Origin of the sequence: Amycolatopsis sp. NPDC004625 (assembly GCF_040609695.1) — a bacterium.
In the GTDB taxonomy this organism is placed as follows: domain Bacteria; phylum Actinomycetota; class Actinomycetes; order Mycobacteriales; family Pseudonocardiaceae; genus Amycolatopsis.
Genome location: NZ_JBEXKX010000090.1, coordinates 1 through 21448 on the forward strand (window position 1 = coordinate 1; position 21448 = coordinate 21448).

General features: G+C 70.2%; 18 protein-coding genes. 14 read left to right on the forward strand and 4 right to left on the reverse strand.

Annotated features, from left to right (window positions below; genetic code table 11):
- Positions 1-542 precede the first annotated feature (542 nt).
- The 5 genes from ABZW17_RS45145 to ABZW17_RS45165 all read left to right on the forward strand — a co-directional run bounded on the left by ABZW17_RS45145 (position 543) and on the right by ABZW17_RS45165 (position 7797).
- Positions 543-3398, forward strand: a complete 2856-nt coding sequence (locus ABZW17_RS45145; protein WP_354828690.1) for an RICIN domain-containing protein — start codon at positions 543-545, stop codon at positions 3396-3398.
- 203 nt (positions 3399-3601) lie between these two features.
- A complete protein-coding gene (locus ABZW17_RS45150) occupies positions 3602-4633 on the forward strand; it encodes a hypothetical protein (protein ID WP_354828693.1) in 1032 nt (343 codons plus the stop codon).
- 592 nt (positions 4634-5225) lie between these two features.
- Positions 5226-5849: a response regulator transcription factor gene (locus ABZW17_RS45155; protein ID WP_354828695.1), complete on the forward strand. Its 624-nt coding sequence runs from the start codon at positions 5226-5228 to the stop codon at positions 5847-5849.
- Entirely contained in the window at positions 5846-7006 is a 1161-nt protein-coding gene (locus ABZW17_RS45160; protein WP_354828697.1) for an ATP-binding protein, read from the forward strand. Before ABZW17_RS45155 ends, ABZW17_RS45160 begins: the two co-directional genes overlap by 4 nt.
- Positions 7007-7137: 131 nt before the next feature.
- On the forward strand, positions 7138-7797 hold the full coding sequence (locus ABZW17_RS45165; protein ID WP_354828699.1) for a M23 family metallopeptidase: 660 nt from the start codon (positions 7138-7140) through the stop codon (positions 7795-7797).
- Positions 7798-7964: 167 nt separating this feature from the next.
- On the opposite strand, the gene ABZW17_RS45170 is transcribed toward ABZW17_RS45165, so the two are convergent.
- Complete coding sequence (locus ABZW17_RS45170; RefSeq protein ID WP_354828702.1) at positions 7965-9107, reverse strand: hypothetical protein; 1143 nt, start codon at positions 9105-9107, stop codon at positions 7965-7967.
- Here ABZW17_RS45170 and ABZW17_RS45175 point away from each other — a divergent pair.
- From ABZW17_RS45175 to ABZW17_RS45200, 6 genes are read left to right on the forward strand one after another with little or no spacing between them, the layout of a single operon-like run.
- Positions 9081-10016 (forward strand): ABC transporter substrate-binding protein, encoded by a 936-nt coding sequence (locus tag ABZW17_RS45175; RefSeq protein WP_354828705.1) that lies wholly within the window; start codon positions 9081-9083, stop codon positions 10014-10016. The two genes, ABZW17_RS45170 and ABZW17_RS45175, sit on opposite strands and share 27 nt — an antisense overlap.
- A gap of 1 nt (position 10017) precedes the next feature.
- On the forward strand, positions 10018-10962 hold the full coding sequence (locus tag ABZW17_RS45180; protein ID WP_354828708.1) for an amino acid ABC transporter permease: 945 nt from the start codon (positions 10018-10020) through the stop codon (positions 10960-10962).
- Positions 10959-11723 carry an amino acid ABC transporter ATP-binding protein gene (locus tag ABZW17_RS45185; protein WP_354828711.1) on the forward strand — a complete coding sequence of 255 codons (765 nt, stop codon included), beginning with the start codon at positions 10959-10961 and terminating at the stop codon, positions 11721-11723. Before ABZW17_RS45180 ends, ABZW17_RS45185 begins: the two co-directional genes overlap by 4 nt.
- Positions 11720-12919 carry a M20 family metallopeptidase gene (locus ABZW17_RS45190; protein WP_354828714.1) on the forward strand — a complete coding sequence of 400 codons (1200 nt, stop codon included), beginning with the start codon at positions 11720-11722 and terminating at the stop codon, positions 12917-12919. Before ABZW17_RS45185 ends, ABZW17_RS45190 begins: the two co-directional genes overlap by 4 nt.
- Positions 12919-14202, forward strand: a complete 1284-nt coding sequence (locus tag ABZW17_RS45195; RefSeq protein WP_354828717.1) for a cyanophycinase — start codon at positions 12919-12921, stop codon at positions 14200-14202. The genes ABZW17_RS45190 and ABZW17_RS45195 overlap by 1 nt, the downstream gene beginning before the upstream one ends.
- Before the next feature lie 56 nt (positions 14203-14258).
- A complete protein-coding gene (locus tag ABZW17_RS45200; RefSeq protein ID WP_354828720.1) occupies positions 14259-15113 on the forward strand; it encodes a MurR/RpiR family transcriptional regulator in 855 nt (284 codons plus the stop codon).
- A 98-nt stretch (positions 15114-15211) separates the two neighbouring features.
- Here ABZW17_RS45200 and ABZW17_RS45205 read toward each other — a convergent pair whose 3' ends face one another.
- A complete protein-coding gene (locus ABZW17_RS45205; protein ID WP_354828723.1) occupies positions 15212-15922 on the reverse strand; it encodes a hypothetical protein in 711 nt (236 codons plus the stop codon).
- 132 nt (positions 15923-16054) lie between these two features.
- Here ABZW17_RS45205 and ABZW17_RS45210 point away from each other — a divergent pair, with 132 nt between their 5' ends.
- Positions 16055-16561 carry a MarR family winged helix-turn-helix transcriptional regulator gene (locus ABZW17_RS45210; RefSeq protein WP_354828726.1) on the forward strand — a complete coding sequence of 169 codons (507 nt, stop codon included), beginning with the start codon at positions 16055-16057 and terminating at the stop codon, positions 16559-16561.
- A gap of 38 nt (positions 16562-16599) precedes the next feature.
- Here ABZW17_RS45210 and ABZW17_RS45215 read toward each other — a convergent pair whose 3' ends face one another.
- Positions 16600-17463, reverse strand: coding sequence for an oxygenase MpaB family protein (locus ABZW17_RS45215; RefSeq protein ID WP_354828729.1), 864 nt, complete (start codon positions 17461-17463; stop codon positions 16600-16602).
- 249 nt (positions 17464-17712) lie between these two features.
- Here ABZW17_RS45215 and ABZW17_RS45220 point away from each other — a divergent pair, with 249 nt between their 5' ends.
- A complete protein-coding gene (locus tag ABZW17_RS45220) occupies positions 17713-19092 on the forward strand; it encodes a DUF2867 domain-containing protein (RefSeq protein ID WP_354828731.1) in 1380 nt (459 codons plus the stop codon).
- 150 nt (positions 19093-19242) lie between these two features.
- On the opposite strand, the gene ABZW17_RS45225 is transcribed toward ABZW17_RS45220, so the two are convergent.
- Positions 19243-19782 carry a TetR/AcrR family transcriptional regulator gene (locus tag ABZW17_RS45225; protein ID WP_354828734.1) on the reverse strand — a complete coding sequence of 180 codons (540 nt, stop codon included), beginning with the start codon at positions 19780-19782 and terminating at the stop codon, positions 19243-19245.
- 239 nt (positions 19783-20021) lie between these two features.
- On the opposite strand from ABZW17_RS45225, the gene ABZW17_RS45230 reads away from it, so the two are divergent.
- Positions 20022-21254 carry a glycosyltransferase gene (locus ABZW17_RS45230; RefSeq protein ID WP_354828737.1) on the forward strand — a complete coding sequence of 411 codons (1233 nt, stop codon included), beginning with the start codon at positions 20022-20024 and terminating at the stop codon, positions 21252-21254.
- Positions 21255-21448: the final 194 nt, after the last annotated feature.

Genomic DNA, 21448 nt, shown 5'->3' on the forward strand with positions numbered 1-21448 from the left:
TCTTCCGTCTGTCGCAAGAAGGAATGATCGACCAAGGGCTTCACTCATGATCGGCAGGGTCTCCATCGACCACGCAGACGTTAAAACTCAAGCTAACCGCCGACAGACGCTCCCCGCGACGTCCGGATCCGGCTCGGGCTACTGCAGCCCATCTCCCGCTGCCCATCGACTTCGCCCCCGTCGTCGGCCACACCTACGATGCCATCGTCGGCACCGGCGTCCTGCCTAGCTTCCTCCGCCACGCCGACCTCGGCTCCGTCCGCGCCCACCAGCCCTGCACCGACGACGGCTTCGCCGAACGGAGCTGCGCGACTGGGATCCGAGCCGGCTGGTCAACGCCTCATCTCCTCAAGAGGCGTGACGGGGGAAACGACAGGAGGCACAGGACCCGATGCCAAGGTGACGGCATGTTCCACGGAGGCTCGCGTCATTACGCGGCTGGACAGGAAGTCGCCAGGTTCGCCGTCGAGCATTTACAGCATCGCACCGGTCGGGGTATGACTGTTTTTACAACGTTGTAACGGCGCAGGGGGGCTTGTCCCATGTCGCTCAACCGCAGGAAGTTCGTCGCCGGAGCCGTCTCCACCATCCTGCTGTCCGGCGTAAACGTCGGCCAAGCCGCCGCCACCGCGTTGCCAGGCCGGAATGTCGCCCCCGCAAAGGGCGGGTGGTACGCGCCCAACGCTGCACCCTTGAAGCCTGCCGCCTTCCTCAAGCTCCCGCCCGGCGCCGTCACCGCCCGCGGCTGGCTGGCCGGCCAGCTACAGCTGCAGCTGGACGGGCTGTGCGGGCACTACGCCGAAACGTCGCACTTCCTCGACTTCGCCACCAGCGGCTGGGTCCACCCCGAGCGCAGCGGCTGGGAGGAGGTCCCGTACTGGCTGCGCGGCTACGTCGACCTCGCCGCGGTGACCGGCGATGCCGCCGCGAGGGCCGCCGCCGCGAAGTGGATCGACGCTATCCTCGCCACCCAGCAGGCCGACGGGTTCTTCGGTCCCACCGCGCTGCGCACCGCCCTCAACAACGGCCCCGACTTCTGGCCCTACCTTCCGCTGCTGCAGGCACTGCGTTCTTGGCAGGAGTACACCGGCGACGCGCGGATCATCCCGTTCCTCACCCGGTTCCTCCGGTACATGAACGCCCAGGGCAAGAGCGCGTTCGACTCCAGCTGGGTGTCCGTGCGGTGGGGTGACGGCCTCGATACCGTCTTCTGGCTCTTCAACCGCACCGGCGACACCTTCCTGCTCGATCTCGCCGACAAGATCCACGCCTACGGCGCGAACTGGGTCCGGAACCTGCCGAGCCTGCACAACGTCAACGTCGCCCAGGGCTTCCGCGAGCCGGCGCAGTACGCGATGCGCACCGGCTCAGCCGACCTCGTCCAGGCCACCTACGCCGACTACGACACGATCATGGCGGCCTACGGCCAGTTCCCCGGTGGCGGCTTCGCCGGCGACGAGAACGCGCGGCCCGGATTCGGGGACCCGCGGCAAGGTTTCGAGACCTGCGGGATCGTCGAATTCATGGCCAGCCACCAGCTGCTCACCCGGCTGACCGGCGACCCGGTGTGGGCCGACCGCTGCGAGGACCTGGCCTTCAACTCCCTGCCCGCCGCGCTCGACCCGGCCGGCCGCGCGGTGCACTACATCACCAGCGCCAACAGCGTCGACCTGGACGACGTGCCGAAGACCGAAGGCCAGTTCCAGAACGGCTTCGCGATGCAGGCCTACCTGCCCGGCGTGGACCAGTACCGCTGCTGCCCGCACAACTACGGCATGGGCTGGCCCTACTTCACCGAAGAACTCTGGCTCGCCACCCCGGACAACGGCCTCGCCGCCGCGATGTACGCAGCCAGCAGCGTCACGGCCAAGGTCGCCGACGGCACCTCGGTCACCATCACCGAAGACACCGCCTACCCCTTCTCCGAGCAGATCACCTTCACCGTCCGGACGCCGAAACCGCTGCCGTTCCCGCTCTACTTCCGGATCCCCGCGTGGTGCGCGGCGCCGCGGCTGGTCGTGGCCGGAGCGGCCGTGACCGCGACGGCCGGGCCGGCGTTCGTCAAGGTCGACCGGACGTGGGGCAACGGCGACGTCGTCACGCTGACGCTCCCGCAGCGCACCACGACCCGGACGTGGCCGGCGAACCACGACTCCGTCTCGGTCGACCACGGCCCGCTGACCTACTCGCTGAAGATCGGCGAGAGCTACCAGCAGCTCGGCGGCACCGCGCAGTTCCCCGAGTACGCGGTGCACGCGACTACACCGTGGAACTACGGGCTCACGGCCGGCGCCTCGCTGACCTTCTCCGCGACCGGCGGCGCACTGCCCGCCAACCCCTTCACGCCCGACACCGCACCGGTCAAGATCACCGCCACAGCACGGAAGATCGCCGAGTGGACCGCCGACGACCAGAACGTCGTCACGCCGCTGCAAGCGTCCCCGGCCCGCAGTGACGGGGCAGTCGAAACGATCACCCTCATCCCGATGGGCGCCGCACGGCTGCGGATCACGTCGTTCCCGATGGCCGACCCGGACGGCCACCCGTGGACGCCCGGCGGCGGCGGGGCGGCCTTCCGGATCGTCAACCGCAACTCCGGAAAGGCCCTCGGCGTCGACCAGATGTCCACCGCCGACAGCGCGCGGGTGGTCCAGTTCACCGACAACGGCACCGACGACCACCTCTGGCACCTCGTGGCGAACGGCGACGGCTGGTACCGCATCCGCAACCACCACTCGGGCAAAGTCCTCGGCGTCGACCGGATGTCCACCGCCGACAGCGCCCCCGTCGTGCAGTTCACCGACAACGGCACCTCGGACCACCTCTGGCAGCTGATCGACAACGGCGACGGCTGGTGGCGGCTGAAGAACCGCAACTCCGCAAAGGTCCTCGGCGTCGACCAGATGTCCACCGCCGACAGCGCGCAGGTCGTGCAATTCGGCGACACCGGCACCGCGGACCACCTGTGGCGGCTCGTCCCGGACGGCCGGGTGCGCATCGAGAACCGCAACTCCGGCAAAGTGCTCGGCGTCGACCAGATGTCCACCGCCGACAGCGCGCGGGTGGTCCAATTCTCCGACAACGGCACCGACGACCACCTCTGGACCTTCGAACCGACGGCGGCCGGCTGGTTCCTGATCCGCAACGCCCACTCGAGCAAGGTCCTCGGCGTGGACGTCATGTCCACCGCGGACAGCGCGATCGTCGTCCAGTTCACCGACAACGGCACCCCCGACCACGAATGGCGCCTGCGCGAGGACGGCAGCGGCTGGTTCCGGATCGTGAACCGCAACTCCGGCAAGGTCCTCGGCGTCGACCGGATGTCCACGGCCGACAGCGCCCAAGTCGTCCAGTTCGGCGACAACGGAACCGCGGACCACCTCTGGCAGCTGCGTTAGCCGGGTCCGCCCGGCACTGCGGCACCGCGTGGCCATCGACTCTTCCGTTTAGGAAGAATTATCAGTCTTTACAGGTTGACGCTATACCTGCTAGGCAACAAGCATGCAACTTTGTCCATTTGTGTCGTTGACCACGGATTTTTGCGACGGTTACCGTCGTAGGTGCACTGCGGAGATGCCGCCAGGTCTCCCTACACCGATGAATGATCCGTGAAATCAGGCAATCTCTGACCCTGGAGTACACGCTGCAGACGAGAACACGCAGCATGGTGCTGGCCGGGCTCGCTTCGGCAGCACTGTTCAGCCAGGCTGTCCTGGCCACCCCCGCCTCCGCCGACAGCGCCGTCGTCAGCGAGCAGCAGCAATCGAGCGCCCTTCGGTACTGGACACCGCAACGCCTTGCAGCAGCCAAGGACGCCGATGCCGTCGCGCCGACCTACCACTCGAGCCGTGCCGGTTCACCCGCGGACCGGCCAAGCCGCCCTTACCGCCAGCCGGCAGCCTTTCCCGAACACGGAAAAAAACCGGCCTCATACGCAGCACTTCAAGCGACGTCGCCGCAGCGATGGACCGGCGGTGGCCTGATTTCCACCACCGGCGGAAAAGTCTTCTTCCACAACCCCAAAACCAACGGGGACTACGCATGTTCCGGTGACGCCGTGAACAGCGGGAACAAATCCGTCGTGGCCACCGCCGGGCATTGTGTGGTGGACCCCGACGGCACCGCCTACCAGAACTGGGTGTTCATCCCGGGGTACGACCACGGGAACCGGCCGCACGGCACCTTCGCGGCCACCCCACTGCACTGGGAGTCCCAGCGCATCGGTGATTCCGACGCCGCATGGGACGCCGCTTTCGTCACCGTGGGCCAAGTCAACGGGACACGACTGGTCGACGCGGTGGGCGGCCAGGGCATCGGCTTCGACCTGGCCCCTGCCCAGTATGTTTACTCCTTCGGCTACGGCGGCTCCGCCGCTGAGGAAAACGGGCAGCAGATGAACTGGTGCGCCGGCACGGACACCTTCGCCGGTGGCCATGCAGGCGGCGGCGTCTGGGGCATCGACTGCGTGCAGGGCGGTGGTTCGAGCGGCGGCCCGTTCCTGCAGGGCTTCACCACCGCGAACGGGTCCGGCATCCAGATCGGCAGCATCAGTATCGGAGTCGGCAACTACGAGTACCACCCTTACTACGGCTGGGAAGCGCGGGCAGCCTACGACGCCGCACAAGGCTCCTGAGGCATACCACCGGCAGGTCGAATTATGTGATGCGGCACGCGGACGGATATTTCGGCGACACGGCGACGAGAAAGGATCCGCCGCCGCCGGAGGACCCGTCCGCGTGAACCCGCGACGTGGACGCTAAGCACCGTCGCCCGTCCGGCCCAGCCTTGACCGGCGCTGTGGCGGGTATGGGAGACGCGCGTCGCCGGTCAGGTGAGCACGTAGTCCTCGAGCCACTCCGGCGATGTTCGGCTGCGGCACCGAGGGCGATGGCAGTGCAAGGCGGGCCGCGTGGGCGCGGCAACTGCGGGTGCGGACGAACGACGTCGCCGCGAGACCACGTTCACCTCTGGTCCCTGGTTGAACGCGCGGACTTGGACCGGTGACAATCACCCCGGAAGAGCCCGGTGGTACCGGAGCGAGACAACGGCCACGCGTCATGGCGAGATGATGGCTGGATCGCAGTGGCATGGCGAACGCCGCTTACACCGATCAGGACGATAGTCGCCGATCCTCAGAAAGACGACTTCCTGGCCGCCTGGAGTCCCTAGACATGGCGACCGAATTTCCGCGATGATGCTCTCGCTGCCGTCACGAGGGAGCCATCGTGAGGATCGCGCTGCTTGACGATCACCCAGTCGCCCGCCGTGGCCTGGAACAGGCGCTGACCGACCTGCCGGACGGGATCGTGGCGCTGTCCACGGGGTCGGCCGACGAATTGACCGGCGTGCTGTCCGCAGGAGACAGCGAGGTCGATGTCGTCGTGCTCGATCTGTACCTCGGTGGCGAGCAGCCGTCTCTGGAACTCGTTCGGCAGGTCGCGGCCGCGCACAACGTCCTGGTGATGTCGGCTTCGGGACGACCGGCCGACGTGGTCGGTGCCGTGCGCGCCGGTGCGCACGGCTACTTGACCAAGCAATGCAGCCTCGACGTGATCGTCGCAGCGGTGACCACCGTCGCCGCCGGCGGGTTTGCCCTGTCACCCAAGCTGGCCGACATCCTGCATGCCGAACTGGCCCGCCCGAACCCCACCGCCGACCTGTCACCCCGTGAACAGCAGACGCTGGAATACATCTCCTGCGGGCTGACCCACGCGCAGGCCGCAGCGAGGATGGGGGTGAAGGAATCCACTGTGGACACCTACGTCGAGCGGATCAGGGCGAAACTCCAGGTGGGCAACAAGGCGGAGCTGACCGCGGCCTGGCAGCGCCGCGGGAGCGGCCCGCCGTGACCGACAGCGTCCAACGCGCCGAGCGGGTCCTGGTCCGGGCGGTGGTGCTGTTCCGCCTCGCCGGCCTCGTCCAGATCGCCTTCGCCATCGTGACCGTCCACGACCACTACGAGCATCCGAGCGGAACTGTTCTGCTCGCCGCCACGGTAACCGCGGAAAGCGCCGCGTTCGCGAGCGTGTGCCTGCGGCGGGGCACGATACCGGCCGGGTGGCTGTGGGCGGACCTGGGATTCTGTGTCGCGGCGTTGACGGCCGGCGCTTGGCTCAGCCGGCCGGCCGACGGGCACACCTGGGTCCATTTCATGTACCCGTTCACCATCGTGATGGCCGTCGGGATCGGGATCGGCCTGCGGCAGCTGAGCCTGGTGGTGTTCGCCACCGTCGTGCTGGCCGGTGGCTATGGCCTGTCCGCGATGCTGCTTCATCGTGACCCGGTGTGGAACGTCCTGCCCAACGCGATCAGCTATTTCGCCAACACCCTCGTCGCGTGGGCCGTGACCCGGGTCATGCTGCGCACCGCACACGAACTGGATCTCAGCCGCGCCGGTGAAGTGGCCCACGCGGGCGCTCTCGCGGCCGAGCAACAACGCAGTTACTACTCACGACTGCTGCACGATCACGCGTTGCAAACCCTGGAGACGTTGAGCCGCAGCGACCTCATTCCCGACGAGGAGTTCCATGGACACGTCGCCGCCGAAGCGGGCTGGCTGCGGGCGTTCGTGGAGACCGGCGAACCACCGCAGCCCGGCGACCTCTACTCCGACCTCGTCGAGGTGCTGCGCCGGCAGGCGCGCTCCGGCTTGCGGGTCGAACTCAACGCAACCATCCTCACCGTCCGCCCACACCTGCGCACCGCGTTGCCCACGGCAGTGCGGTCGGCCGTGGTCGGTGCCACCCACGAGGCGTTGACCAATGTGGCCAAGCACGCCGGCATCGACGAGGCGTTCCTGCGCGTCGCGGCCGTGCCGGACAGCCTCGTGGTCACCGTCCTCGATCACGGTCATGGCTTCGATCCCGGCAGCCACACCTGCGGACGCGGTCTCGAACACTCGATCCGCCGTCGGATCACCGAAGCCGGAGGCGACGTCACGGTCGAATCGGCACCGGGTAGCGGCACCTGCGTGAAGCTGACCGTGCCGTTGTCACCCACGGCATAGCCAGGTCGCCTGCGACTGCCGGTCGTTCACACCACACGCCCTGTCCGCCTTTTACCGGACTTCCTCCTCCAAAGCCTCACGAGAAGACTTCGGACGCAGTTACCGAATTTCCGATCTGGATGGAGGAATCCATGAACATTCGCCGCTGGCTGTCGGCGATCGTCGTGGCGACCACACTCGGCGCGGGCGCTTTGCTGCCTGCATCCGCGGAGGCCGCACCGGCGTCCCCCTCGACGGCCTCGGGATGTGTCGACTGGCCGACGAACAAGTTCCTGCAGACCCCGCTGACCGTTTCCGCCAACGGCGGCGCCGGCTACGCGTGGCAAAACGGCTCGTATTATGGCGAGGGCTATCACGTCAACTGCAACACCGCACTGCAGATGAACCAGTACTACGCCCTCGACCTGGGGCTGCGCGAGGGCGACCAAGTTCTGGCGCCCGGCGGCCCGGGAACGGTGCTCTACGCCGGCTGGGCCCCATCAGGATGGCAGACGTGCGGGCAGTACATCATCGTCGATCACGGCGGAGGCTGGTGGAGCGTCGTCTGCCACCTCAGCAAGATCCTGGTCAGCCGAGGCCAGCACGTCACCGACGCGACGATCATCGGCCTGGTCGGCGGAACCGGCGGATTCGCACCGCACCTGCACTTCTCGCTGATGTACAACGCGAAGCTGACCGCGGCGGGCGGCGTCTACGGCGGCCAAAGCGCCCAGCCACGGCACCTGTTCCACCTCAGCTGCGGCAAGGGCTACTACGAGTACATCACCAAGGGACAGCAGGTCTGCTACTAGATTTGCGACCGACTCCAGGAAGGCCGTGCGGCCACCGGAAACCTGCTCCCTCGTCCGGGCGCCACTGGGGGGCGCCCGGACGAGGGGCCGTTGCCTTGCGCCGTCGGCTCGGCCGTGGTGATCCCCGTCACCAGGACGCAGTTCATCGCAGGCCGCGGCGCGAGGATTCACGGCGTATAGAGGCTTCCGTCCGGCTCACCCGTGATGACGTCGCGGGTGTAGTACCCCGACGAGGGACGGTTGCGGAAGTCGAACGTCGATCCGGGATTCAGGCGCCAGATCTTGAACCCGTAGTAAGTGAGGGCCCGGCCGGGCTCGGCGCGCTCGGGTTGATGGTCGGCGACGACGATGTAGGCATCTTCGCCGTAGAGGGTCGCCAGGCCGGTTCGGTCGAGGAACAACGAACCGCCTTCCTCGACGCCGACGCCCCAGGCGGCAACGTTCTTGGTGAGGTGGTCCGCCACCGCTCTTGCGGTGAAGGCCATCAGGCGTCCCATGCGGTCGCGGGTCACGAAGTGGGAGTCGTTGATCGTGTTCGCGTAGTTCGGCCAGGAGAACATGCCGGTGGTGAAGGTGATGTCGGGGCTGTACGGATCATCGAGCGCGGTCCGGCTGTCGACGCTCGCGCCGCATCCGTTGTAGACGATCGAACTGTTGATGTGGGTGCCGGCGCTGCCGCCACCCGCGCCGCCGCCCTTGGCGATCACGGATTGCACCGACGCCTGCAGCGCGGTTCCCTTCCACGCCGCGTAGCGGCATTGGTCGCCGCCGGCGAAGTAGACGAACTCGGCGTTGCGAACGTCGGCGTTCACCCGGGTGTCGTCGCCGTCGGAGGCTCGGGTCAGCACCCAGGTCGTGCAGGAGTTCACTCCGGGCAGCCGGGTGACGGCGTCACATTCGGGCGTGCTGCTGCCGCTCGAGGGCGTCGAGCCGGCGAGGACGACGACGTCGAGGCTGCCGGTCCCGCCACGGATGGTGTCGATCGCCCGGCGCATGCTCGCGTCGACGACCGCGCCGGACCCGTTCATCGTGAACGCGGGCCCGGACCAGCTCGAGCGGGAGACGTCGGATGTGCTGCCCGCGCGGGTCCGGGTCACGGACGCTTGGGCGGGGGAAATCGCGGTGACAGCCAGGGCAAGGCCCGCGGCCACCGCGGTGAGCTGGCGAAAACGCATCGGCTCCTCCAGGTTCAGTCTGTAATGCACATTACATCTAGACCTGAAGTCAGCAAAGATGTAAGTTTCGTTCCACTCTCCGCCCCCACCGCCGACAGGGAGGCCTGCATGGCCCCGAAAACCGCCCTTCGCCACGGCACTCTCGCCGCCGTGCTCGCCACCTGCCTGGCTTCCGCGCTGACCGGCTGCGCCTCCGCCCCAGCCGCTGCGCCCGGCCAGCGCGTCGTCGTGGCGGGCACCGCCATCGAGGTGGACGCCGCCCTGCACGACGCGCTGCCCGCCGCGATCCGTGACGCCGGGACCGTCCGGGTGGCCTCCGACGTGCCCTACGCCCCCTTCGAAATGTTCGTGAAAGAGGGTCAACCGGACCTCACCGGGCTCGACTACGACCTGGGCCAGGCCCTCGGCGGCCGGCTCGGGGTCCGGTTCGCGTTCAGCCCGCAGAAGTTCGACGGGATCGTCCCGGCGATCCAGGCGGGCAAGTACGACGTGGTGATGTCGGCCATCACCGACACCAAGAAGCGGCAGCAGGTCCTCGACTTCGTCGACTACTCGGTGTCCGGCTCGGGCATCCTCGTCGCGAAGGGCAACCCGGAGAAGATCGCGTCGCTGAAGGACCTTTGCGGCAAACCCGTCGCCGTCCAGGTCGCGACCCACCAGCTCGACCTGCTCAACGCCCAGCAGCCGGCGTGCCCGGCGCCGATCCGGATCCAGACCTTCCCGAAGGACTCCGACGCGCAGCTCGCGCTCCGCTCCGGCAAGGTCGCCGCCGAAGTCCTGACCAAACCGGCCGCCGGCTGGACGGCCAAGACCGCCGACGGCGGTGCGGCGTTCGAGTCGGTCGAGGACGCGGCCGCGGGTGGCGGCTACGACGCCACTCCCAACGGAATCGGCGTGTCCAAGCGCCTGCCGCAGCTGACCGACGCCATCCAGAAGGCCCTGCAGGGCCTGATCGACGACGGCACGCTGAAGAAGATCTGCGCCACCTACGGCGTCGAATCGATCGCCATCCCGAAGGCCACGCGCAACGCCGGGGAGGCCTGAGGTGACCACCCCCACCGAATCCGAACCCACGACCGACCCGGCCCACGCGACCGAGCTGACGACCGTCCCCTTGCGACACTGGGGCCGCGCGGTCACTGCGCTCGTCGCGCTGACCGCGCTCGTCGGCGTGATCGGCTCACTGGCCAAGAACCCGAATGTGCACTGGGAGATCGTCGGGCAGTATCTGTTCGCTGACCTCGTTTTCCGCGGCCTCGCCACGACGTTGTGGCTGACGGTGGCCGCCATGGTCCTGGGGCTCGTACTGGGCACCGTGATCGCCGTGCTCCGGCTTTCGAAGAACCCCGTGCTGGCCGGCCTCGGCAGCCTGTTCGTGTGGTTCTTCCGCGGCACGCCGCTGCTGGTCCAGATCATCTTCTGGGGCTACGCGGGTGCGCTGTACCAGCGGATCATGATCGGTGTCCCGTTCACCCACATCACCTTCTTCAGCGTGGACACCAACTCCGTGCTCACCCCGGCCGTCGCCGCGCTCCTGGCGCTGGGCCTGAACGAGGCCGCGTACTGCAGCGAGATCGTGCGGGCCGGCATCCAGTCCGTCGACATCGGACAGTCCGAAGCAGCCCACTCGCTGGGCATGCCACCTGCCCTCACCCTGCGCCGGATCGTGCTGCCCCAGGCGATGCGGGTGATCATCCCGCCGATGGGCAACGAGGTGATCAACATGCTGAAGATGACGGCGCTGGTGTCGATCATCTCCGCGCACGACCTGATGTCGAACATCCAGGACGTCTACGCCCAGAACTACCAGGTCATCCCGATGCTGGTGGTGGCGGGCGCCTGGTACCTGGCCCTGGTCACCCTGCTGGCGGGTCCGCAGTCCTGGCTGGAACGGCGCTTCGGCCGCGGCACCGCGGCCACCGGCCCGGGCGTGGCGGCCCGGTTGCTCGGCGGTCTGTTCCGCCGCCCCGACGGGAAGGAAAGCCGATGAGCCCGGCGATGGTCAGCGCGCGGGGAGTACGCAAGCGGTTCGGTCCCCTGGAGGTGCTGCGCGGGATCGACCTCGAGGTCGGCGCGGGTCAGGTGTGCTGCCTGCTGGGCCCGTCCGGCTCCGGCAAGTCCACGCTGCTGCGGTGCATGAACCACCTCGAGAAGATCGACGGCGGCCAGCTGTCGATCGACAGCGACTACGTCGGCTACCGGCGCCACGGCGACAAGCTCCTCGAACTGAACGAACGCGAAGTCGCCCGCCGCCGCCGGGACATCGGCATGGTCTTCCAGCGGTTCAACCTGTTCGGGCACCTGACCGCCGAAGAGAACGTCATGGAGGCACCGGTCCGGGTCGCCCGGCTGAGCAAGGCGGCGGCCCGCGAGCGGTCCCGGGAACTGCTCGCCCAGGTCGGCCTGGCCGATCGGGCGGGCCATTACCCGGCCCAGCTGTCCGGCGGGCAGCAGCAGCGGGTCGCCATCGCGCGGGCCCTGGCCATGCGGCCCAAGCTGATGCTGTTCGACGAGCCGACGTCCGCGCTCGATCCGGAACTGGTCGGCGACGTGCTGGACGTCATGCGCCGGCTGGCGGCCGACGGCATGACGATGGTCGTCGTCACCCACGAGATCGGGTTCGCGCGCGAGGTTGCCGACACGGCGGTCTTCATGGACGACGGCGTCGTCGTCGAACACGGCGACCCGCGTGAGGTCCTGACCCGGCCGCGTCAGCAGCGCACCCGCGACTTCCTGGCGAAGGTGCTGTGACCGCCGGACCGCGGCTGATCACCGCGTTACACCGCGCCGCGACCGGGCACCTGCCCCGCTACCTGGCCGAACTCGCCGAACTCGTCGCCCTCGACTCCGGCTCGGACGACCCCGAAGGCGTCAACGCCGTGGCATCCCGGGTGACACGGACCCTCGCTCGGCAGGGCTTCGCCGTCGAACGAGTCTCCCTCGACGGGCGCGGAGACGCGGTGGTCGGCCGGCTGACCGGCCGGGTGCCCGCCGCCCGGGGAGGTGCGCGGATCCTGCTGGCCGGGCACCTCGACACCGTGTTCGACCGCGGGACCGCCGCCGCCCGGCCGTTCCGGATCGACGGCGGCCGCGCCTACGGGCCCGGCGTCAGCGACGACAAAGGCGGCCTGCTGGCCGGCCTCACAGCCACGGACCTGTTGCTGGAGCGGCGTTTCCGCGACTTCGCCGAACTGGTCTTCCTCGCCACGCCGGACGAAGAAGCCGGCTCGCCCGCGAGCCGGCCGGTCACCGAAGCCCTGGCGGCGGAAGCCGACGTCGCCCTCGCCCTGGAATGCGCGCGGGAGGACGGCTCCCTGGTCGTCGCCCGCAAGGGCGTCGCGGACTTCCACATCGGGATCACCGGCCGCGCCGCCCACGCCGGCATCGAACCGGAGCGGGGCGCCAGCGCGGCCTTGGCGGCGGCCGACCTCGTCCTCCGGCTGCAAGCGCTCAACGGCCGGCTGCCCGGGGTGACGGTCAACGTCGGGATGATCCGCGCCGGCCGCCGCACCAACATCGTCTGCGCCGAAGCCGACCTCGAACTCGAGGTCCGTTCGTCCACCAGGGACGACATGGAGCGGGCGGCCAAGGTCGTCCACGAACTCGCCGGGCAGCTGGCCGTCGACGGGACCCACGCCGTCGTGACCCAGCTCGACGACTGCCCGGTCATGGAAGCCAGTCCCGGCGCACACCGGCTGCTCGCCCGCGCCCGCACCCTCGGTGAGCAGCTGGGCTTCGCCGTCGACGCGGCCACCACCGGCGGTGTGGGCGACGCCAACTTCATCGCCGGACAGGGGGTTCCGGTCCTGGACGGGCTCGGGCCGATCGGCGGCGCGGACCACACCCCCGGGGAGTGGCTCGACGTCGCCTCCGTGCCCGGCCGCGTCGCCCTGCTCTCCGGACTCATCGCCGCCTGCGGCACTCGAAACCCGCGAAAGGACCTGTGATGCTCGGTCGTTCCACCCTCGGCGCGCTCTCGGCCGCACTGCTCGTCCTGGTCTCCGCCACGCCCGCGTCCGCGTCGGCCCCGGCTCCGCGGGGATCACTCGTGCTCGTCGGCGGGGCCCTCGCCGACGGCAACGACGCCGTCTACGACGAAATCATCCACCGAGCCGGCGGATCCGGCGCCCGGATCGGCATCATCACCGCCGCGTCCGTGCCGGCCAGCCAGGACCCGGACGCCCACGACCCCGCCAAGTGCGCCAACTCCGAATGCAACGGCGCCTACTACGCGGCGCTGTTCAAGCAGCACGGGGCGGCCGACGCGGCGTGGATCCCGGTCGACCTCGACCACCGCGACGCCGCGGAGTCCGACGCGGTCGCCGCACAGGTCCGCGGGATGACCGGGTTCTTCTTCGGGGGCGGCGACCAGTACCGCTACGTCACAACCCTGCTGCGCGGCGATCGCCACACCGACAGCAAGGTCATGGCGGCCATCCGGGCCCGGTTCCGCGACGGCGCGGTGATCTCGGGCTCCAGCGCCGGAGCCCAGATCGCCTCCGGCCCGGACATGGTCACCGGCGGCGACTCCTACGAGGGCCTGCGGGACGGCAGCAGGCCCGGCTACTTCGACGACCCGTCGGTGCTGGGCTACCTGCCCGCCGGCGGCTTCGGCCTGCTCACCTCCGGCCTGCTGGACACCCACACCGGCGTGCAGGGGCGTGAGGGCCGATCCCTGCGGCTGGCCGCCGACACCGGGCACGACCGCGTCTACGCCCTGGACGAGAACACCGCGCTCGTGGTGGACCACCCCCGCTCGCCCGGCGAAACCCTCCGGGTGCTCGGCGAGCACGGCGTGACCGTGCTGGACCTGAGCCACGCCCGGCCAAAAGCCCGGCCCTGCGGGTGGTCGATCACCGACGTCCGCTACGACTACCTCACCACCGGCGACCGGTACACGCCCACCGCCCGCGCGATCACCCCCGCTCCCGGCTCGCGGCCCACCACCCCCGCCGACCGAACGCCGGTCCCGGCCAACGACGACGTCTTCTCCTCGCCGCGGAACCCGGCAGGCTCGCCCTACTCGCTGCTGCGCACGGCCCGCGCACTGGCGAGCAACGCAACGACCCGCGCCACCACCGCCCACACCTGGGAGACCGGCCCGCGCTTCGACGTCCGGATCGCCAAGTCCCGGGAAACCGGCGTGTGGGCCAAGCCCGGCGCGGTGCCCCCGAGCGTCCTCGGCCTGCGGCTGGACGTCGGCTCGGCAGAGTGCACGAGCCGCGGATGAGCACGCTACTTTGGCCGGAGGCGGGCCCGCCGCCTCCGGCCGAAGAGGAGCCCGCCATGCCCGTCGACACCGTTGCCGAGCAGATCCGGCGGCGGCTCGGCGAGCTCAGCCCGGCCGAGACGAAGGTCGCCCGTGTCCTGCTGGCCAACTACCCCGCGGCCGGCTTCGAAACCCTCGCGGTCCTGGCCACGCAGGCCAAGGTCAGCGCCCCGACGGTGTTGCGCCTGGTCACCCGCCTCGGCTACTCCGGCTTCCCCGCGTTCCAGGCCGTCCTGCGCGACGAGCTGGGCGCGCGCGACGCCTCGCCGCTGACGCTCCACCCGGCTGCGGGCGAACCGGCCGACCCCAACGGCGTCCTCGACCACGCCGGCGGGCAGTTCGGCCGGGCGATCCAGCGCACCTTCGCCGAGACCAGCGAACGCGACCTGGACCGCACGATCGCCCTCCTCAGCGACCCCAGGAAAAGGATCTCCCTCGCCGGTGGCCGGTTCAGCGGCCTGTTCGCCCAGTACCTCGCGTTGCACCTCATGCAGCTGCGCGACGCGGTCGACCTCCTTCCCGAGCACCCCGTGCACCGCGCCTCGGCGGCCGCCTCGTTCGGTCCGAAAGACGTTCTCGTGCTGTTCGACTACCGTCGCTACGAACCGCCGACCGAGCGGCTGGCCGAACTGGCCGCCGAACGCAAAGCCACGATCGTCCTGTTCACCGACCCGTGGCTGTCCCCCGTCAGCCACCACGCCGCCGTGGTCCTGGCCCAGCAGGTCACCGCTCCCTCGGCCTACGACAGCTTCGTGCCCACGATCGCCTCGATCGAAGCGCTCGTCGCCCTCCTGCTGAACGCCCATGGAGAAACCTCGCACGCCAAGCTGGCGGAACGGGAGGAGATCGTCAGCCGGCTCGGCCTCCACTGACTGGCGGCCGCTCCAGCGTCGGCACGCCGGTCTTCTCTCGCCAGGCATCTGCCGGGTCAGGTGCGACATGAGGGCAGCGGTCGGCAACCGCTCGCCCGTCAAGCTCCACTGTGGACATTCCGGTTTCCCGGGTGCCGTCCGATCAGCGTGGCGGCGAGGATGAGCACCGCGGCGAGAGCGATCGTCGCGAGCACCGTCAGGATGACGGCGTTCTTGCTCGAAGCGCCGATGGCGGCCCCAGCCAAGGCCCATCCCACGGCGCCGACGTAAGCCGGGTGGGGTCCCCGGCGGAGGATCACCAGGGTCACCGTGACCACCGCGGCGAACAGGGCGGCGATCTGGATCACCAGACCGGTCCTCGTGCCGGGCACCAGACCATAGTCGGCGAGCACCGTGGTCAAGTTGACCCACACCGCGACGCTCGACCAGCCTGCGTAGACACCGAGCAGGCAGCGCAACAGCACCTTGCCGGGCGTGCTCGTCCGATCGCCGGCGAGGCGGCGCATCGCGATCAGCAGCAGCACGAGCATCGCCGCGAACACCACGACAGTGCCCCACACCGGCCCGGTCCTGGTGATCACCAGCCATCCGGTGAACCCGGCGAACACCCCGGCCAGCGGCCAGGCCACCCGTCTCCCGGCGGCGTCGCCACGCGACGACGGGAATAGCTGCCACACCCCCCAGGCGGCCCCGAGCACGCAGATCACCGCCCAGATGGCAAAGGTGTAGCCCGCCGGAACGAGAGCCGGTTCGCCGGCGCGCCCGGACGTCAAGGCGTCGTCACCGAGGAAGAACAACGGACTGACCAACTGGGCGACAGCGGCGGCCGCGACAACCCACTGACCCGCGGACGGGCGGAAAACACTCCGGGCCACAGCAAAACCTTCCTCAGGCAATGTCTGACTGAGTCACATAATGACTGATCGAGGTACGCTCGGCAAGTGACAGAAGGCTCTTCGACGCCGATGTTCAGGACACCGGCCACGCCGCGGCAGCGACTGGCCGAGGACATCATGCAGCTGGCCAGAGAACTCAGCGCGGTCCACGAGCAGCTGGCGCACGCCTTCGCCGAGCGGAACGACCTGCATCCCACGGACGTAACCGCACTGGTGGCGGTCATGCACGCCGAAGCCGGCGGCCACCCGATCACGGCCGGCGACCTCGGCACGCGCCTGGGCATGACCTCCGGCGCGGTGACCCGGGTCGTGGACCGGCTCGAGCGCACCGGTCATCTGCGACGCCGGCGCAGTGAAACCGACCGCCGGAAGGTGCACCTGCACTACGGAGCCCGAGGCCAGCAGGCCGCTGTCGAGTACTTCGGCCCCCTGGGCGCCCGCATCGACGTGGAAATGACGCAGTTCACCGAATCCGAGCTCACCGTCGTCCGCCGATTTCTCGATGCCTACGTCAATGCCACCAAGGAGGTCATCGACAACACTCCACACTGACGCCCGCCACGCGAGCTGCATGACGACCGACTGGCCGCTCAGGCCGCGGTCATCGCCCAGCGCACGGCCTTCACCAGACCGTGCCCGGCAAGCGGGACGACGGTCGCTTCGGCGACCGGCAGCCGCGGGAGGCGCAGCTGCGGGCGCGTCCACGCCGGCAGCATCGCCACCGCCGAGGCGGCCAGCGCGGCGTAGGGAAGCCGCGCCGGCCACGGGACCGGCGGGGTGAGCAGGAGGAACCGGGCGGCCTGCCGGGCTTCCGGGGTACCGCGCAGCTCGGGCCGGTACGCGGCGAGCGCCTTCTCGAGCCCGGCCCGGGTCACCGGTGGGTAGGGCACCCCGAGCGCCCGGGCGATCACGGCCGTCTCGGCGACGTAGGAGTCGCACCCCGCCTCGTCGAGGGGGTGCGCGCCGTAGCGCTGGTGGGCGCGCAGGAAGCTGTCGACTTCGGCGAGGTGCACCCACGCCAGCAACCGTGGGTCGTCGGCCCGGTAGGGCCGCCCGTCCGGGGCCACCCCCCGCACCCGCCGGTGGACCGAACGCACGGTCTCGACCGCGCGCTCGGCGTCCTCGGCCGTGCCGAACGTCGTCACGGCGAGGAAGGTGCTCGTGCGCTGCAACCGGCCCCACGGGTCGCCGCGGTAGCCCGAGTGCGCGGCCACCGCCGCCATCGCCAGCGGGTGCAGCGACTGCAGCAGCAGCGCGCGCAGGCCGCCCACGAACATGGCCGTGTCCCCGTGCACCCGCCGGATCGCGCTGTCCGGCCCGAACCAGCGCTCTCCCGGCGTGCCGTGGATGCGGGCGCGGTTGCGCGGCCCGTCGGGCCCCGCCACCCGGGCGAACAGGGCGTCGCGCAGCCGCTCCCGGATCAGCGACAGCCCCGGCGGCCAGTTCGGCTGCATGGCACCTCCGCGGCGGCATCGAGCCCGCCATCCGACTCTACGATACAAATGCGATGCAAATTCCTGCGTGAGCGACTCCGAGGACGGGTCGTCCGCCACTGATCCTACCTGCGCTTACTCCGTACTGCGCACGAGAGCCGGTAGGCGGCGCTACCGCTCCGAGCGCGTGACAGGTCTTCTCTCCCGGCGGGCGCAGCCCGGACGGCTTACGTTTGTGACGTCTCTGCATCGCCTACGAAAGGACGTCGCATGGCCGACGGCGGCCCGCCGCCCCGCTGCGCCGTGCTGGGCGCGACCGGGTTCGTCGGGCGCGCGCTCGTCGCCGACCTCGCCGCCGCCGGGCACCCCGTCCAGGTCCTCTCCCGCACGGCGGAGCACGGCTTCCCGCACCGGATCGGCGTGACGCTCGGGGACGCCACGGACCCGCGCGCACTCGAGACCGTGTGCGACGGCGCGGACGTGGTCTTCCACCTCATGCACTCGCTGGCGCACGCGGACTTCGCCGGCCGGGACCGCGTCATCGCGCAGCGCCTCGCTGCCGCGGCGGCGGCCGCCGGGGTCCGGCAGCTCGTCTTCCTCGGCGGACCACGGCCGACGGCGGCCACGTCGCCGCACCTGGCGTCCCGCTCCGAGGTGGCCGGCATCCTGCTCGACGGCGAGGTCCCGGCGATCGCGCTGCAGGCGTCGATGGTCCTCGGCCGCGGATCGGCCGGGGTCGAGCTGCTGTCGCGCACTGCGCGGCTGCCGGTCCGGCCGCGGCCCGGGTGGACGGCCCGCCGCAGCCGCCCCGTGGCGCTCGCCGATGTCCGCCACTACCTGCGGGCCGCGGCTGGCCACCCGCCGCTGCGGGGCCGGTTCGACGTCAGCGGGCCGGAAACGATCAGCTACGACGGCCTCGTGCGTCGGTGCGCCCGCCTCCTGCGGCGGCCTGCCGCGCTCACCTTGCCGTCGCCGTTCTGGTCTCACGAGACCGCCGCGCGGATCGCCGGGCTGACCTCGCCGGTGCCCGCCACCGTCGCGGGTCCGCTGTTCGCGTCGCTCGAGCACGACCTGCTCCCGGCCGACACCCCGGCCGAATCGGTCCTGGCGCCCCCGCTTGGCGGACCGACCAGCCTCGACAACGCCCTGCGCACGGCACTCGGCGTTCCGGTGCCGCAGGCACCCGCCGGTCCGGCGTACCAGGAGGAGTACACCCGGCTCGCCCAAGCCGGCCCGCACCGGCTGTGGCGGGCGATCACCGCCCTCGGCGGCGACCACGGCCGGTTCCCGCCCGCACCGGCGTGGGCCCTGCGCGGCTTGCTCGACGGGCTGCTCGGCGGGGCGGGCGCCTACCGCGGACGCCCCGACCGGCCGGTGACCGGCGACGTCGTCGACTTCTGGACGGTCCGCCGCCGCGACGATACCCACCGCGAACTCGTGCTGGCCGCGGACATGCGCCTGCCCGGCGACGCCGAACTCACCCTGCGCGCAGACCCGGCCGGCACCGGGAGCCTGCTGTGGCAGCGGGTGCGGTTCGCCCCGGCCTCCCCACTGGGCCACGCCTACTGGCACCTCCAGAAACCGGCGCACAACCAGGTGTTCGCCTGGCTCGCCCGCTCGATCGTCCGCGACGCCGAACGCGGGACCTGATGCCCCTCATCGGCGACGGCGACCGGGGCTTGCAGACCGTCGTCACCTGGCAGCCGGAGGCCGAAAGCATCCGGGTCTCCAAAGCCGCCGACGGGGCTCCCTGGTCGGCGGCCATTCCCCACTTGGCAGTCCCAGGCGCGCGCCGGAGGACTAGCGTGGCGCGGCTGCGCCGCGATGGAGCAGGTCCACAAGTGAGCCGAGCCACGGGCCCGTGGCGTCGGCGTGTTCGAGGAGCACTCGGTGCATGATCGCGCCGACCAGGCTGAATATCACCTGCTGGGGGTCGGTGTCCTCGTTCCACTCCCCACGGCGACGGGCCCGCGCGGCGATGGCGAACACCGGTGCCGCCTGCTCGCTCATCTGACGTGCGGCGAAGGACGCGATGTCGCTCGTGGCGCCGCTACTGATGGCCGCCCGCGCCAGGGCGGAACCCTCAGCGCGTGACAAGAACTCCGCGATGGGCTTGGCCAGAGCGTGCAGATCATCTCGCAGGTTGCCGGTATCGGGACTACCGGCGAACTCGGTGCGCAACCCGTCCATCGCGGCGGCGACGAGGGCTTCTTTGGTGGACCACCGCCGGTAGACGCTGGTCTTGTTGACCTCGGCGCGGCGCGCGACGCGGTCGACGCTCAACTGATCGAGCCCATTCTCGGCCAGTTCGGCGCGCACCGCCGCGAGGATCGCCGCCACTACAGGGGCGCCTCGAGCGCGTCCCACGTCACGACGGCTCGACTCCCCTGGACCCTCACCCATCCCCAGCTCCGATCTGGCTGCCAACACCGCAGCCCTCGCGACGATATCGCGGGTCGCACCACTAACCTCGCGCCTGATTGCGTGAGTCGCTCGCCCACCGTGGCAAGTGCGGCGCGGTGGACGCCGGGAGATACCGTCAGCTACTATTGCAACGGTTAGTTGCAATGGAGGTGTCTGTGCAGATCTGCGTCGTGGCCATCGACACGCGCGGCGGCGTCCAGCCCTATGCCGCGCTGGCCCTGGGCCTGCAGCAAGCAGGACACCGGATACGGGTCGTCGCGCCGGAAGACTTCACCGGCTGGCTGATCGGCATGGGGCTCGACGCGGTACCGCTGCCCGGACGCATGGACGACGCCGCTCGCGCGGCGGCTCAGACCGGGTTTTCCCGCGGTGTTGTCCCCAAGGGCATGCGCGAGCAGCTGGTCCGGCAGTCGTTGGCGAACGCTCGCGCCCTGCTCGACTACGCCGACGGCAGCGATGCCGTGCTGGGAGGTATCGGCGGAGCGGTGCTCGGGCTCGACGTGGCGGAGCGGCTAGGCATCCCTTTAGTGCACGCGCACCTGCATCCGGTGGGGGCGGTATCCCCCGCGCTCACGGGTGTGCTGACGCCCTGGATGCCGCCCTGGACCGGAGCCGCGGGCAACCTGATCGGCTCGGCGATCACCGAATCGGCTCTGACACTGCCCTTCCGCGCCGTCTCCCGTGCCGTGCGCACCGAGGTGCTCGGCCTGCCCCGCCGCCGGTCCCGGCCGAGCAGCGCACGGCTCTCGGTCTACGGGTTCAGCAGGCACGTCGTAGCCGTGCCCGCGACCTGGAACGTGACCGGTTACTGGTTTCTGCCCGAGGAGCAGGCGTGGACTCCGCCGGCGGAGCTCGTCACGTTTCTCGATTCGGGCGAGGCTCCGGTCTGCATCGGCTTCGGCAGCATGGTGAGCGGTGATCCCGCCGCGACCGCCCGGACAGTCACCGAGGCAATCCGGCGAGCCGGTGTGCGGGCGGTGCTGCTCACCGGGTGGAGCGGCATGAGCGACATCGCCGCCTCCGACAACGTACTGGTCATCGACCAGGTGCCCCACTCGTGGCTGTTCCCCCGGTGCGCGGCGGTGGTACACCACGGCGGTGCCGGCACCACCGCTGCCGCTCTGCGGGCCGGCGTTCCCGCTGTTGTCGTGCCGCACGGAGTCGACCAACCCTTCTGGGCGAAGAGAGTCGCCGAGCTCGGCGTGGGACCGCGGCCGCTGCCACGGCCGATGTTGTCCGCAAGCTCCTTTGCCACCGCCCTCCGCACGACGCTCGCCGACGACGGCATGCGCGCCCGCGCCGCACGCCTCGGAGAACTGATCAGCGCCGAGGACGGCATCACCGCGGCGGTCGACCTGGTCAGCCGCGGCCTTACCCGGACAACGTGACAGCGGCATCAACCCAGCGGGATTGCCTCCTGTCGATCTGATCGGGCGAGGCCCGCAGGCCGGCGCGGTAACGAGCGCTTGTTCACCGGAGTCGCACCTGGAGTTCGCCCGACTTCGCGGTGACGTCCGCTTCGACCTGGACGCCCCGGGCGGTGGAGACCAGCCGGTACGGCACCGGGCGGCCGCCGAACGAA